Genomic DNA, 15,128 nt, shown 5'->3' with positions numbered 1-15,128 from the left:
CTATAATGTGTTTATACATAAAAAATGAAAGGAGAGATTATGGCTCTAGAAAATTTGTCATTTGACAATGGAGTTAAGATTCCAGAGTTTAAGGAATTAAGCGAGAATAATAATCTAAAAATCGCTAAGATTCCTTTAAAGGTTACTATTCCTTTGACTCAACACATTGGAGCTCCAAGCAAATGTTTAGTTAAGAAAAACGACGAAGTCGAAATAGGACAGCTTATAGGTGAGGCTGTAGGTAATTTCTCAGCTAATATCCATTCATCAGTAAATGGTAAAGTAGACAGTATAATTGACATTCAAACAGCTAGCGGTAAAAATAGTAAGGCTGTAGTGATTAACACTGAAGGCTATGACCAAGAGATGAAGTTTGAAAAAGAAGAAATCCTTAATTTAACTAAAGAAAAAATAGTTAATAGGATGAAAGAAAATGGTCTTGTAGGTATGGGAGGAGCAGCATTTCCTGCACATATAAAATATTCACCAAATAAAGCAATTGATACTGTTATTATAAATGGTGCAGAATGTGAACCTTATGTTACATGTGATGATCTTCTTTTAAAAACAAAACCTGAGATAATAGTTGATGCACTTGAACTATTAGTCATGGCTGTTGATGCAAAAAGGGGAATTATTGCTATAGAAGATAATAAGCCAAATGCTATAGAAAAAATAAAAAAAGCATTAGCTGATAAGAACTCCTCAAAACTTGAGCTTGCAACTATGGTGACAAAATACCCTCAAGGTGATGAAAAAAGAATTATAAATGCAGTTTTACATAGAGAAGTCCCATCAGGTGGCTTGCCAATGGATGTTGGTGTTATTGTATCCAATGTGTCAAGTGCTAATGCAATTTATGAGGCAGTTTATTATAACAAACCTCTTATTGAAAGATACGTTACAGTAACAGGACATGGCATTAAAGAACCATCTAATTTCCTAGTTAGGATTGGTACTAGCTTTGAAGATATGATAAATGAAGCAGGTGGATTCAAGGAAGATTTTGGTAAGGTTATAAATGGTGGACCTATGATGGGTATTGCTCAACCAAATATTAAACAACCAGTAGAAAAAGCTTCAAATTGTATCTTAGTTTTAAATAGAGAAGAATCTAAAGCACCAATTACAAATCCATGCATTAGGTGTGGAAAGTGTGTAAGCGTATGTCCAGTGGGATTAATGCCTTTATTAATTCATAAATATTCACTTAAAGAAAAATTTGATAAGGCACAAAAGTTAAACATACTTGATTGTATAGAGTGTGGCTCATGTTCATATATTTGTCCTTCCAAAAGACCTTTAGTAGAGGCTATAAGATTTGGAAAAAGACAAATACGTCAAGCAGGAAAGTAGAGGAGAATTAAATGCAAGCGCAAAATAAATTAGTAGTATCATCCTCTCCTCATTTAAGAAGCGAGAGAACTGTTAGTAAAGAGATGCTCGATGTAATAATCGCCTTGGTTCCAACAGGTTTAGCGGGCGTTTATTTCTTTGGAATTAGAGCATTAATCTTAATCTTATGTTCAGTTATAAGCTGTGTGGTAGCAGAGTTTATTTCAAATAAGGTAATGAAAAGAGAGTCTACAATAAATGACTTGTCAGCAGTAGTTACAGGTTTACTTTTAGCTTATAACCTACCTGTTACAATGCCAATTTGGCAAACAGTTATAGGTGCGGTTTTTGCTATAGTTATATGTAAGCAATTTTTTGGTGGTATAGGACAAAATATTGTAAATCCAGCCCTAGGAGCTAGAGCATTTTTACTTGCTTCATGGTCAAGTTCAATGTCTTACTTTGTAGCACCGGGTGGAGTTTCAGCCGTATCAGCTGCAACAGCATTATCTGATAGGTCTAAACTATCACTTATAGATATGTTTATAGGAAATATGGGTGGATGTATTGGTGAAGTTTCAACACTTGCCATTTTGATTGGAGCCTTATATCTAGTTTTTAGAAAAGTTATTTCTTTAAGAATACCTTTAGTTTACATATTAACAACAGCAGTTTTATTGGTTATTTTTAACAAATCTTTTGATGGAATATTAGAACAACTATTGTCAGGTGGTTTGATGTTAGGTGCATTTTTCATGGCAACTGACTATACAACAAGTCCTGTTACAAAAAATGGCGAGATAATATTCGCAATAGGTTGTGGACTTATAACATCTGTTATTAGGGTGTTTGGTGGCTACCCAGAAGGTGTATCTTATTCAATACTTCTAATGAATTTACTAGTACCACTTATAGATAGTAAAACAATGCCAAAGGTATTTGGTCATGCTAATGATAAGGGGGAAAAAGATGAGTAAAGCATTAAAATTAGGAATCAAATTATTAATTATAACAGCTGTGTCAGCCTTGGTTCTAGCTTTTACAAACTCAATTACAGAGCCAATTATAAAAGAAGCAGATCAAGAAAAATTAAACGAATCATTAAAGGTGGCTTTCCCAGAGGCAAATAATTTTGAAGAAGTAAAAGGAAATTTTCCTGCTTCTATAGTAGGAGTATATAAGGCTGATGGAGACAAGGGTTATGTATTCGATATCATTTCTAAGGGTGGATATGGTGGAGACATCGAGTTCATATTAGGTGTTGATAGTGACAATAAAATAACAGGATTTTCTCCATTGAAACATTCAGAATCTGCAGGATTTGGTCTTCAAATGGAAGAAGATTGGTTTAAAGAAGGTGTTAAGGGAGTAAGCATGGACAATAAGGTTGGTGCTTCACAATCTGGATCTGAAAATGAAATTGTAGGAATTTCAGGAGCAACACTATCTACAACTTCTATTGTAAATGGTATCAATACTGCAAGAGAAGTATTAGAAAGCATAAAGTAGGGGGATAGATATGGAAAGACAAACTGGAAAACCTATAGATGTTCAAAAAGAAAAAGAAAGAAGAAAAAAACATTCACCTAAGCTATTAAAAGTATTTAAAGATGGGATATTTTCAAATAACCCAGTTTTCGTACAAATGGTTGGTATGTGTTCTGTACTTGCTATATCTTCATCCTTATCAAATGCGATAGGAATGGGGGCTGCTGTAATATTTGTACTTACTTTGTCAAATCTTGTTATTTCACTTTTAAGAAATTTTATACCTGATGAAGTAAGAATACCAGCATTTATAGTTGTAATTGCAAGTTTCGTTACTATGGTACAAATGCTAATAAAAGCATATTTGCCAGCACTTGATGAATCACTAGGAATCTTTATTCCACTTATAGTTGTAAACTGTATAATTCTTGCAAGAGCTGAAGGCTTTGCTTCACAAAATGGACCACTAGCATCAATTGTTGACGGTCTTGGACAAGGCTTGGGTTATACTATAGCTATATCAATACTTGCAACGATTAGAGAATTGTTTGGTAATGGTACTCTATTGGATATTAGAATAATTCCAAAAGATTTTACAGTTGGATTTTTAGTACAACCTGCATCTTCATTTATTATATTAGGTATTATGTTTGCTGTAGCAAGTGCTATATCAAATAGTAAAAAGAAAAAAGCAAATAATTAGGAGGAAATTATGTCTAATTTATTTTCAATAATTATTGCATCAATATTTGTAAATAACTATGTATTAGGACAATTTTTAGGTATATGTCCTACCTTAGGTGTTACAAATAAAGTAGAGACTGCTAAAGGAATGGGAGCTGCTGTAATTTTTGTAGTTACACTTTCTTCTATTATTACTTGGGTTATTCAATATTACATATTAAATCCATTAAATATAGGATACTTGCAAACCGTAGTTTTCATACTAGTAATAGCTGCCTTGGTGCAAACTGTAGAAATGATAATGAAAAAGTCAATGCCAAATCTATATGAAGCCTTAGGTGTGTATTTACCACTTATTACAACAAATTGTATTGTTTTGGGTGTAGCAATAAAGAATATTAACGATTCATATAACTTGTTAGAGACAACAGTAAACTCAGTTGCTGCTGCAGTAGGATTTTTGATAGCTTTAGTAATATTAGCATCAATAAGAGAAAAGGTTGAAGACAATGATCTTCCTGAAGCTTTCAAAGGTGCTCCAATATCCTTGATTATTTTAGGACTAATGTCAATTGCCTTCATGGGATTTGCAGGATTAGCATAGAGGAGAAGTAAAATGATGAATATAATAATACCAACAATAGTATTAGCTGTTTTAGGTTTTATCTTAGCTATGTTATTGGGTGTAATAAGTACAAAATTTGAAGTAGAAACAGATCCTATTGTTGAAAGAGTAAGAGATGCACTACCTGGTGCAAACTGTGGTGCTTGTGGATATCCAGGCTGTGATGGATGTGCGAATGCTATAGCTAAAGGAGAAGCTCCAGTTTCAGCTTGTGTTATAGGCGGTCAACCTACAACAGATGCTGTTGCAGAGGCCATGGGTGTTGAACCAGCTGGTGCAGGCGAAAAAAAAGTAGCGGTAGTTAAATGCAATGGAACCTGTGATAATGCTAAAGACTTATTTGAATATCAAGGTTTAGAAGATTGTAGAGCTCAAGTTAGCTTATTTGGTGGAAAAAAAGCTTGTAATTATGGTTGTGTAGGATGTGGTTCATGTGTTAAGGCATGCGACTTTGATGCTATACATATGCAAAATGGTGTAAGCGTTGTTGACAGAGAAAAGTGTGTAGCATGTGGGGCTTGTGTAGATACTTGCCCAAAAAATATAATTGAGCTTGTACCATATTCACAAAAGGCAATTGTTATTTGCTCATCACATGACAAGGGAAAAGATGTAAGAGGAAATTGTAAGGTAGGTTGTATAGGTTGTTCAATATGTGCAAGAACTTATCCTGAAGGATTCTCAATGGAAAATTTCCTATCAAAAGAAACTATATCAAACGAACTTGATATTGAACTTCTAAAAGAAGCTGCTGAAAAATGTCCAGCTAAATGTATAGAAGTAAGGTAATAATTTTAATAAAACTATTTAAAGTTAATCAATCTCAAAGCATTAACAAAATCAATTATTTATTGGTATTGTTGATGCTTTTTTAATAGAAATAATTAAAATTATAAATTTTTATAAAAGTTTTAAAAAATATTAAATATTAATATGTATCTTTTAGATAGAATCAATTATTATTCCTTCAATATAAGGATTTTTTTCATATATGTTCTTTTAGCTAGATTATCTTATAATTTATATTTATAAATAGCTTATATAGGATGTCTAAATATTAAAATATAGGAAAAAGATGAGATTTAATCAGCTTTGTAATATTTTGGATTTTTTGATTTTAATTTGTATTTTTTTCTTTTAAGCTTTAAAAATTGACATTAACAAAGCTTAAATGATAAACTTTAAAAGAGGTATTTTATGAAAATTAAAAGAAGAGATTTGATTGTTATAGTGTCGCTTTTGCTATTGAGTATTTTGATGGCTTTTTTTGTGCAAAGATTTAAATCTAATGTAAATGGGGATTATTTATTAGTGGAGTTAAATGGAAAAGAATATGGAAAATATCCACTAGATAAGGATAAGACCTTTAAAATAGAAATAGGTAATGGTAAGTACAATGTTGTAGAAATAAAAGATGGTAAAGTAAATATGAAAGAAGCAAATTGTAGAGATCTTATTTGTACCCATATGCCAGCTATAAGTAAAAGTGGAGAAACAATAGTATGTCTGCCACATAGACTTATATTAGAAATTATAGAAGAAGATGATGAAAAAAGCAAAGATGATGGAATAGATAAGGTGGTAGGATGAAGGAATCAAATGTTAAAACTTATATAAATTTAAGCTTACTAACAGCCCTATCTCTTGCTATATCTTTAATAGAGTCTATGATACCTATGCCCGTACCAATACCTGGTGCAAAGCTCGGTTTTTCAAATATAGTTATATTTGTTTCAATATACATTTATGATTATAAGAAATCACTTTCTGTTAGTGCTTTAAAATCACTCTTACTTGTTTTAATAACAGGACAGGTAATGTCATTTTTCTATTCTTTTGTAGGGGCTATTTTTTCAACCACAGCAATGTATATAGGATTAAAAAAAATAGGAGATGATTTCTCATTAATTGGTGTAAGTGAACTAGGAGCTTTCTTTCACAATTTTGGGCAAATAATAGTTGCAGCGGTATTTATGTCTAATTTAAAGATGTTTTATTATTTTCCTATACTAGTTTTTATAGGGATTTTTACAGGATTTTTTGTGGGATTAAGTACAGGTTTTATTATTGAACATTTAAAAAAAATAGGTGCAGTATAACATGAAAAAAATTATGGATATAGACAAATCTTTAAGACCAAGAGAAAGATTAAAAAATGAAGGATATGAAGTGTTAAGTGATGAAGAACTCTTAGCAATTTTAATTTCTACTGGTTCTCAAGGTAAAAATGCTATAGAACTTTCTAAGGATATTCTTGACAAGTTTTCTAGTGATGAACTTATTTCAATTACTGTAGAAGAACTTTGTGAAATTGAAGGTATAAAACTTGCTAAGGCAAGTAAGATTATAGCAGGTATTCAATTCGGTAGAAGACTATCAGAAAGAATACTAAATAAAGAAATAGTCAAAATTAAGTCATCTAATGATGTTTACAAGTTGATGAAAAATAAATTTTTAGACACAAAAAAAGAACATTTCTATGCTATATTATTAGATACTAAAAATGTTATTATATCAAAGGAGTTAATTTCTACTGGTGATTTAAATTCCTCCATAGTAAATCCTAGAGAGTGTTTTGTTGTGGCAGTAAGAAAGAGTGCTAAATCCGTAATTTTTGTTCACAATCACCCTAGTGGAAATTCAAATCCATCAAAAAGTGATATGCTAACAACTAATAGACTTATAGATGCAGGAAAAATATTAGATATTGAAGTACTAGACCACATAATAATAGGACTAGATGAATATTATAGTTTTAGAGAAGAAAATTTTATATAGGAGTAAGATTAGATGAATTTTAGAATAATAGCAAAGGACCTAGCAATCGACTTAGGTACTTCAAGTATTGAAGTTTATAAAAAAGGTGAGGGTGTGGTAATATGTGAACCATCACTATTAGTACTTGATCATCAAAATAAGGCTATAAAAGCTATAGGGGAGCCTGCTAAAGATATGATAGGTAAGACTCCGGATGATATTATTGTTCAAAAACCTATAGAAAAGGGAGTAATATCAGATTTTAACTTGACTGAAGCTATGCTAAATTACTTTTTTCAAAAAATAAATCCAGGTTTTTCAGTAATTCAACCAAGGGTAGTTGTTTGTGTCCCAAGTGGAATTACTGATATAGAGAAAAGGGCAGTTGAAGATGCATCTTTACATGCTGGAAGTAGGGATGTAATTATGGTTGATGAATCACTGGCTGCTTTATTTGGTATAGGACTTAGTCCAGAAGATCCAAGAGGAGTTTTAGCTTTAAATTTAGGGGCAGGTACAAGTGAAGTTTGCCTTGTTAGTTTAAATGGAATTGTTGCCAGTAAAACTATGAATTTAGGTGGTGATTACATAGATAAAGAGATTGTTTCATTTCTAAGAAACAATAAAAAGATTGAGATTGGGATAAATACAGCAGAGAATATTAAAAAAGAAATTTTATCACTTAAAATAAGTGATAAAGAAAAGTCAATGAATGTAGAAGGTAGAGACTTAATAGACGCTAAGCCTAAGCGTATTAAATTAAGAAGTGAAGAGTTAGCTGAAATTATTCTTCCTTTTGCAGATAAGATAGTAGATATGATTTATCTTGTTTTAGAAAAAACACCGCCAGAACTTTCGGCTGATATAAAAAATGATGGTTTTATAATGACTGGTGGTTTATCTAATATAAAAGGACTTAAAGAATTTATAGAAAAGAAAATAGATCTTAAGGGACACGTTTCAGATAATCCAGAACTTGATGCTATAAAAGGAGCTGGAATTATACTTGAAGATCCTGATAGATTTTTTAAATATAAAAGTAGGTAGTTATGTCATATAGGAGAAAGAAGAAAAGTAATAAATCTTTTATAATTACAATAATTTTATTAATTGTATTAATATTTACATCAAATATGTCGGAAGGACTAGTTAAGGCTGGTAATAATCTAACTAATACAATTTTTCAACCAATAAATAAAGTTTCATATGCAATATCTTCAGAGATAATAAATGCTGTAGAAGATACATTTGGCTCCAAAAATACAAGATCTGAGTTAGAAAAGATGAAGGCAGAAAATAATAAATTATTAAAAGAAAATGCTAATTTGTCAGAGATAATTAATAGAGAAGATTATTTAAAAGCAGAAAGAAATGCAATAGAAAATAGTGACTATAATTATATAAAAGCACAAATTATTAATTCTGATGTTAACTCTATGCATGAATCATTCTTTATAGACAAGGGAAAAAATGATAGTATTAGGGTAAATGATGTTGTACTTCAAGCTATAGGAAACACTGATTATTCATCAGCAGTAATAGGTAAAATTGTTTCTGTAAATGATACTACAGCAGAAGTTGAAACCATCAAAAACTCATCTAATGACGTTTCTTTTATTAATTCAAGAAGTGGTGATTATGGAGTTATAGATGATTACAAGAATAAAACTATAAGTGGTTATATGCTTGAAGTAGATAGTGATGTAAAAGATTCTGACATTCTTTTGACTTCAGGAATAGGTGGAGTTTATCCAAAAGGGTTATACCTTGGAAAAATTTCTAATGTAAATATGTCCAATGATTCTTTAAGAAAAAACATTACAGTAGATTCTCCAGTAGATTTTTCTCACCTATATAGGGTTTTAATACTACAAAATAAAGGGGGGACAAAATGAATAAATTTAAAACATTAATTGTTGTCTTTGTGAGTTTTATCTTACAAATCACAGTTTTTTCTAAAGTTGATATATTTGGTGCAAATATTAATTTAATCATAGCTATGACAATAGCTTTATCATTAACATTGGGACCAAAGACTGGAGCATATTCAGGTTTAATTGTAGGATTATTGGAAGATTTGATGTTCGCAGATGTAATAGGTATAAGGGCACTTTCTTATTTTCTCATAGGAACATTTGTAGGAAATGATAGATTAAGGTTTAAGAGTGATAAAAATACTGGACTTTTGTTAAGTTTTGTATTCACCTTTATTAACTTTTTATTTGTAGGTCTTATAACTTATTTATTTAAAGGAGATTTACAAGTAATTAAAAACTACCTTTTTATACCAGTTATAATTGAAGCGATATTAAATACAGTGATTTATTTGATTTATCATTTAGTAGTAAACAAAATTATGTATATTCCAACATATAGAATATGAGGTGTAGGTTTTGAAAAAACAAAAAGAAAATAGGCTAACCTTGGTTCAAGTAATATTTGGCTTCTTATTTATTGCAATAGCTATAAAATTATTTTCTTTAATGGTAAGACAAGGAGACTATTACAGAGATTTATCTGACAATAGAAAGGTACAAGAAGTTGATGAGATAGCTAGTAGAGGAGATATCCTTGATAGAAATGGTAATGTTTTGGCTACAACTGTACCTTCTTTTGTAGTTCAACTTTATAAAGATCAATTAACAAACTTAAAAGATGAAGATAGGATAAAGGCTATTAATTCTTTGGTTAATATTTTAGAAGAAGCAGGAGTTAATTATCAAAACGAATTTGATATTAGATTAAATTCTTTCCAATATGAGAAAAAAGATGATTATTTCAATGAAGATAAGTCTCCAGAAGATAAGATTGTAGATATAATTGTTGATAATAATTTAATGAGAGAAATTGTAACTTCAAATTCAAATGAAAATGGAATACAATATGATACTATGAAAACAGCTTTGCTTGCTTTGAAAAAAAGAGGGATAGATATACCCTTATTAGTAAGTAATGATGAAAATGGTCTTAACTTAAAATATAAGGATAATGCTGAGAGTAAATTAAAGTCTATAGGACATAGTATTAATGATGATCCCGTTAGTGTAGTGGTTGAATCAATTGGAGATGATAAATCTGTAATTAAAAATATTTTAGAAAATAATCAAGCTAGAATATTAGCTTATAATATAATTAAAAAACAAGGTCTAAATTCAAATATTATTTTAAAAGACTATGCTATAAGTGCAGACGAAAAATTCATACAAAAAAAAGCAAGCCTTAATAATATTTATCCTAGTATTGATTTAAATTCTAAGGCAAGTGATGATTTTTATGAAATAGTTAAAAAGTCATCTGTCAAAGAGTTTCTAAAATCTGCAAGTATAAATGAAAAAGATGGGTCTTATATGATACCAGCCAATGAACTTATAGAAAAATTGGAAAATAAAGGGATTTATGCAAATTTTACAACAGAAGTAAAAACTGAAACAAAAGATGATAAAAATATTTATTCTGTAGACATCAAATTTAAAAATTCCCAAGCAGGTGATCCTGTAGAAGAGCTTGCTGTACTTGCTGATAAAAATAATCTTTTAAAACCTGTTATTTTAGATAAAAATTATAAGTATTTAGCTCAAAATGCCAATACTCTAAATAATGTCTATCCTTCAATTGATATATCAGAAGATGACATCAAGGATTGGGATTATACCTTTAATATTGATAAAAAGGACTTTTTTGAATATTATGCTACAAAAGATAAGCTTCATGACAAGGATACTGTAATAAAAACTCTTAGTAAGTCAGATAGTGCTAAGGAAATTCTTGATTATATTAAACTTATATCAGGAATAGAAAATGATAACGATTATGAATCTATAGGTGTGCTTACTATTGATAATCTAATAAATAGGCAAGGATCTTTTGGTTTTAGGCCTATAAATTTGGTTTATAATCTAGATGAAGCTACAGTATTAAGAATAGAAGAGAATATAGATAAGGCAAAGGGAATAAGTGTTGCAACAATTCCTATAAGGTCTTATCCTAATAGAAATTTAGCAAGTCATATCCTAGGTTACATGGGGCCTATTGCAACAGATAATGAAGTTAAAAAATATGTTAATGAAAAATCTTATCTAAGAGATGAAATTATAGGTAAGACTGGAGTTGAGGAATCATATCAAGATAGCTTAAGGGGAAAAAATGGTAAATCAGTAGTGACTGTAGATTCATCTGGTAATAGAATTGAAACTTTATCAAAAACTGATTCAGAACCAGGCAATGATGTATATCTTTCAATTGATGCTAATTTGCAAGCACAAGCAGAAAATTCTCTAAAGGATGTACTGGCTGCTCTTAGACAAGGTAAATCATATAGTTCAGAATATGGAAATTTCACTCCTTTAAGATCAGCTCCTAATGCAACAAGTGGAGCAGTTGTAGTAAGTAATGTTAAAACAGGAGAGGTTCTCGCTATGGCTTCCTACCCAAGTTATGATCCAAACTTATTTGCGACAGGAATATCTGCGACTGATTGGGAAAGCCTACAAGTTCCTGATGATGCTAGTGTACTTGAGGCAAGGCCGATGATGAATATAGCAAGTCAAACAGCAGTAATGCCAGGTTCAACCTTTAAACTTGTAACAAGTTTAGCAGCACTTGAAAAAGGACTTGATCCACAAAAAACAAATTTGTGTAATGGTTTTATGGACATTGGTAATAAAAGATTTTCATGCTTAATTTGGTCAGAAACAGGTGGTACTCATGGTGAAGAGACCTTATATGGCGCTATAAGAGATTCATGCAACTATTATTTCTATTGTTTAGCTTTGGGAGAAAATCCAGCAACTGGAAACTCCTTGGGCATAAAGTTAGAGTTAAATGATATAAGAAAAGCAGCCGAGATGTTAGGACTTAACAATATTACTGGTATTGAGATAAATATACCCCAAGAAAGTAAGGGTAATATTCCATCAACCGATAAAAAACTTGAAGTAACAAAAGCAATGATGAAAAAATATCTTGATGGAAATCTTAAAAAATATATTAAGGAAAACACTAAAAAAACTCAGGCAGATTTAGATACAGATATTGATACAATACTTAAGCTTGCTGAAAATCCAAATTCTTTAGATAGAAATGGACTTATAAAAATGATAGATGAGATGGGATATGAACCTATAGAAATAAAAGAAGGGGATAGTGCAGGTCTAGTAGATACCTTAAAATATACTTATTTAAATCAAGCACAATGGGATATTACTGATATGTTAAATATAGTTATAGGTCAAGGTCAAAACTCCTACACTCCACTTCAAATGAACAGAGTGATATCTACTTTATCAAATGGTGGATATTTAAATAAATATACACTAATAGATAAAGTAACTAAGCATAACTCTAAGGATGTCTTATTTGAAAATCAAACTGAAAACAAAAAGATTGATATAAAAGATTCAAAATATTTAGAAGATATTAAATATGGTACTTTATTAGTATCTCAAAATAATCCAATCCTTAAAACAATTCCACTGGATATAGGTACAAAGACAGGTACGGCTGAAGTAGAAGGAAAAAATGCAGATGGAACTTTGTATGATCCTTATGCATGGATGGTTGGATTTGCTCCATATGATGATCCGGAAATAGCTGTATCTATGGTTTTAACCCAAGGAGATACTTCCTATAATTGTGCTCCTATAATGAGAGATATAATATGCAAATATTTTGATATTAAAATAAATCCAGAAGACCAAAAAATAAATAATCTAAAAAATGAACAAGAGCAAGGAATAAATCCAGCTGATAGACTTGGCGAGATTAATCAAGTAGATGAACATGAACATGGAGATGAATAATGCAAATATATTTAATTGAAGGTAAGCTAGAATATAGGCTTCCTTTTATGAATAATTTATCAAAGGATTTGTCTAAAGATAAAAGATGTCTATTAATATCATTTAAGAGAAATACTAGTCTGAATTTAGAAGATATTTACGACATGGAAGGAATGATTACATATGATATATGTGATCATTTCTTAAACTATGTTAGTTTAGAAAATGTGATTAACAAAGCAGATAAAAATATAGATTTTATAATAGCTCCTCTATTAGAGGATAAGTATGAAATAAAAAAGGATGATATAAATAAATTAATTGAGGACTTATCTTGCTATGATTATTTGATTTTTGATAACTTAGCTAAGAATATGATTGAAAATAAAAAAACCATAACGATAGTCAGCGATGAGGATATAAATAAGAAAATAGATGCAGATTATTTTTTTATCGAAGCAGAGGATGGCTTTGATGAGAGAATAGTGAGAAATGAAATCCTTGAAAAATCTTCTAAATTTTTAGGTGTAAAAAGAAAAAATGAAGACTATATAGATATTATTAACAATCTTAAGGATGACAAAAAAGCTGATATTGAGAAGCTTAGCTTTATAGAAAAAATAAAAATGAAATTTAAAAAATGACAGATTATATATTTATAGATGACAAAAATAAGGCCTTTGGTAAGGTAGTAGAAGATAAGCTTTATGAATTGAATTTTTACAATCCTGAACTATATAATATATACAGGGCTAGAGTTGTTGGAAAAATAGATTCCATAAATGCTTATTTTTTATTATATGATAAAGATAAAAGGGGCTTTTTAAAAACAAAAAAAAGCTTTAAAATTGGAGATTCTATTATCGTACAATTAGTAAAAGAAGGATTTGATGATAAACTTCCAACTATGAGTGCAAATTTCAGGATAGAAAATGAAGAATATTATCTATATAGATTTAAAAATAAAGGCTATCCTAAGTTAAAAAAGAACAGAATTTATAATAAGAAGTCATACAATGATTTGATAAATCTTAGAGATAAGATTATAAGAGAAGAAAACTTTACACCTAGTCCAAAGTTAATATTATCTCAAAATGAATTAGACTTCTATATTGAAGAAAATAAAGAATTAGAATTAGCTAAGGTGGATATAGTAAATGATAAATTATTTAAAGAGTCTTTAAAAAGTGTAAGAAAAGATAAGCTATATAGAGGCAATCTATCAATTATAATAAATGAGTTAGAAACTCTTACAGTAATAGATGTAAATTCATCAAAGAAAAATTCTACTCTTAATGAAAGCGACTTTTTCTATCAGATAAATAAATCCATACTCGAGTTTATTTTTTATAATATAAAATTAAGAAATATAGGAGGTATGGTTATTATAGATTTTTTAAGATCTAGTAGAAATGATAATTTAATTAATTTAGTTAAAGAAACAATTGTTAAATTCTTTGAAAATTATGAAATATTTGGATTTACTAAGATGGGTTTATTTGAATTAAGTATTGAAAGGAAAGGAGAAAGACTTAAAGATAAATTAAAAAAAAGGGGCTACCTCAAATAGCTCCATTTTTATTTTGGAAATTTCTTACTATGTTTTCCTTATATTCCTTTTTTAAATTTTTTAATTTAATTTCAAGCTTTAAAGCTTCACTTTTACTATTTATCTCTTTAAAAAAAACCAACTTACAGGGTCTACGACTTCTTGTATATTTAGCTCCTAATCCGCTATTATGTTTATTTAACCTATCATCAATGTTTTTACACCATCCAGTATAAAGACTGTTATCAGAGCATCTTAACATATAGACATATCCATAAGTCATTGGTATAAGTCCTCTAAAACATTCTTAATAATATCATAAGAAAATGCCCTATTAGCTAAAAACCTAAATACTTTATCCTTATCATGACCTAGGTCAAACCTTTTTTGAGCTAAAAAATTAGCCTTTTCGTATTCATCCTTATAAGTAATTTTATCCAGATATTTATCAATTAACTTATCATCTATATGCTTAGCCTTTAACCTAAACCTGATTTTAGCCTTAGACCAAGATGAAATTTTTGACTTATCATTAACAAAGCTTCTTACATAGTAATCATCATCTATAAAATTAAAGGATTTTAAGAATTTAATAACCTTACTAATGTTATCATCTGAAAATCCCTTTCTATACATTTTATTTCTTAAATCAAAGCTAGTATTGTTAGAATATGAAATTTGTTTTAAGGCATAAGATTTACATCTATTATAGTCATTTTCATTTAAAATTTTCTTATAAAGATTAAAATCAACTTCATCACCAATGTTTATATCTAAATTATTATAAAACTCATAAGATAAATAAAAAATTTCGTTTGATATTGTAAGTTTTATAATATTTTCTTTTTCTGAGTAATCTATATTTTCTAAAATCATAAAGACTCAACAGCATTCATAACTATAGGAATTATCA

General features: G+C 29.4%; 17 protein-coding genes. 15 read left to right on the top strand and 2 right to left on the bottom strand.

The window, feature by feature from the left end; translation table 11 throughout:
• The first annotated feature begins 39 nt into the window (after positions 1-39).
• The 15 genes from rsxC to FYJ26_RS01900 all read left to right on the top strand — a co-directional run bounded on the left by rsxC (position 40) and on the right by FYJ26_RS01900 (position 14,236).
• Complete coding sequence (rsxC, locus tag FYJ26_RS01970; protein WP_154539092.1) at positions 40-1,356, top strand: electron transport complex subunit RsxC; 1,317 nt, start codon at positions 40-42, stop codon at positions 1,354-1,356.
• Positions 1,357-1,367: 11 nt separating this feature from the next.
• Positions 1,368-2,312: an RnfABCDGE type electron transport complex subunit D gene (locus tag FYJ26_RS01965; RefSeq protein WP_154539090.1), complete on the top strand. Its 945-nt coding sequence runs from the start codon at positions 1,368-1,370 to the stop codon at positions 2,310-2,312.
• Positions 2,305-2,844 (top strand): FMN-binding protein, encoded by a 540-nt coding sequence (locus tag FYJ26_RS01960; protein ID WP_154539088.1) that lies wholly within the window; start codon positions 2,305-2,307, stop codon positions 2,842-2,844. Before FYJ26_RS01965 ends, FYJ26_RS01960 begins: the two co-directional genes overlap by 8 nt.
• Positions 2,845-2,854: 10 nt before the next feature.
• Positions 2,855-3,526, top strand: a complete 672-nt coding sequence (gene rsxE / locus FYJ26_RS01955; RefSeq protein ID WP_154539086.1) for an electron transport complex subunit RsxE — start codon at positions 2,855-2,857, stop codon at positions 3,524-3,526.
• 9 nt (positions 3,527-3,535) lie between these two features.
• Positions 3,536-4,111, top strand: coding sequence for an electron transport complex protein RnfA (locus FYJ26_RS01950; RefSeq protein WP_154539084.1), 576 nt, complete (start codon positions 3,536-3,538; stop codon positions 4,109-4,111).
• Positions 4,112-4,123: 12 nt separating this feature from the next.
• Positions 4,124-4,921, top strand: coding sequence for an RnfABCDGE type electron transport complex subunit B (locus FYJ26_RS01945; protein ID WP_154539082.1), 798 nt, complete (start codon positions 4,124-4,126; stop codon positions 4,919-4,921).
• 408 nt (positions 4,922-5,329) lie between these two features.
• The gene (locus tag FYJ26_RS01940) at positions 5,330-5,722 is read left to right on the top strand and encodes a NusG domain II-containing protein (RefSeq protein ID WP_154539080.1); all 393 of its coding nucleotides are present in this window, start codon (positions 5,330-5,332) and stop codon (positions 5,720-5,722) included.
• Positions 5,719-6,231, top strand: coding sequence for a Gx transporter family protein (locus FYJ26_RS01935; RefSeq protein WP_154539078.1), 513 nt, complete (start codon positions 5,719-5,721; stop codon positions 6,229-6,231). The genes FYJ26_RS01940 and FYJ26_RS01935 overlap by 4 nt, the downstream gene beginning before the upstream one ends.
• A gap of 1 nt (position 6,232) precedes the next feature.
• Entirely contained in the window at positions 6,233-6,910 is a 678-nt protein-coding gene (gene radC, locus FYJ26_RS01930; RefSeq protein ID WP_154539076.1) for a RadC family protein, read from the top strand.
• Between the two features lie 12 nt (positions 6,911-6,922).
• Positions 6,923-7,936: a rod shape-determining protein gene (gene mreB, locus FYJ26_RS01925; RefSeq protein WP_154539074.1), complete on the top strand. Its 1,014-nt coding sequence runs from the start codon at positions 6,923-6,925 to the stop codon at positions 7,934-7,936.
• Between the two features lie 2 nt (positions 7,937-7,938).
• Positions 7,939-8,784, top strand: a complete 846-nt coding sequence (gene mreC / locus FYJ26_RS01920; protein WP_154539072.1) for a rod shape-determining protein MreC — start codon at positions 7,939-7,941, stop codon at positions 8,782-8,784.
• On the top strand, positions 8,781-9,272 hold the full coding sequence (mreD, locus tag FYJ26_RS01915) for a rod shape-determining protein MreD (protein WP_154539070.1): 492 nt from the start codon (positions 8,781-8,783) through the stop codon (positions 9,270-9,272). Before mreC ends, mreD begins: the two co-directional genes overlap by 4 nt.
• 10 nt (positions 9,273-9,282) lie before the next feature.
• On the top strand, positions 9,283-12,687 hold the full coding sequence (locus tag FYJ26_RS01910; RefSeq protein WP_154539068.1) for a penicillin-binding transpeptidase domain-containing protein: 3,405 nt from the start codon (positions 9,283-9,285) through the stop codon (positions 12,685-12,687).
• Positions 12,687-13,310: a hypothetical protein gene (locus FYJ26_RS01905; RefSeq protein WP_154539066.1), complete on the top strand. Its 624-nt coding sequence runs from the start codon at positions 12,687-12,689 to the stop codon at positions 13,308-13,310. Before FYJ26_RS01910 ends, FYJ26_RS01905 begins: the two co-directional genes overlap by 1 nt.
• On the top strand, positions 13,307-14,236 hold the full coding sequence (locus FYJ26_RS01900; protein ID WP_154539064.1) for a ribonuclease E/G: 930 nt from the start codon (positions 13,307-13,309) through the stop codon (positions 14,234-14,236). The genes FYJ26_RS01905 and FYJ26_RS01900 overlap by 4 nt, the downstream gene beginning before the upstream one ends.
• Here the strand turns inward: FYJ26_RS01900 and FYJ26_RS01895 are convergent.
• Together FYJ26_RS01895 and FYJ26_RS01890 are read right to left on the bottom strand one after the other, a co-directional pair.
• Complete coding sequence (locus FYJ26_RS01895) at positions 14,229-14,498, bottom strand: GIY-YIG nuclease family protein (RefSeq protein ID WP_154539062.1); 270 nt, start codon at positions 14,496-14,498, stop codon at positions 14,229-14,231. The two genes, FYJ26_RS01900 and FYJ26_RS01895, sit on opposite strands and share 8 nt — an antisense overlap.
• Positions 14,495-15,091: a regulatory protein RecX gene (locus tag FYJ26_RS01890; RefSeq protein WP_154539060.1), complete on the bottom strand. Its 597-nt coding sequence runs from the start codon at positions 15,089-15,091 to the stop codon at positions 14,495-14,497. The genes FYJ26_RS01895 and FYJ26_RS01890 overlap by 4 nt, the downstream gene beginning before the upstream one ends.
• Positions 15,092-15,128 lie beyond the last annotated feature (37 nt).

The organism is Anaerococcus porci, from assembly GCF_009696575.1.
Taxonomy (GTDB): Bacteria; Bacillota; Clostridia; order Tissierellales; family Peptoniphilaceae; genus Anaerococcus; species Anaerococcus porci.
This window is presented reverse-complemented; position numbering and strand designations above follow the sequence as displayed.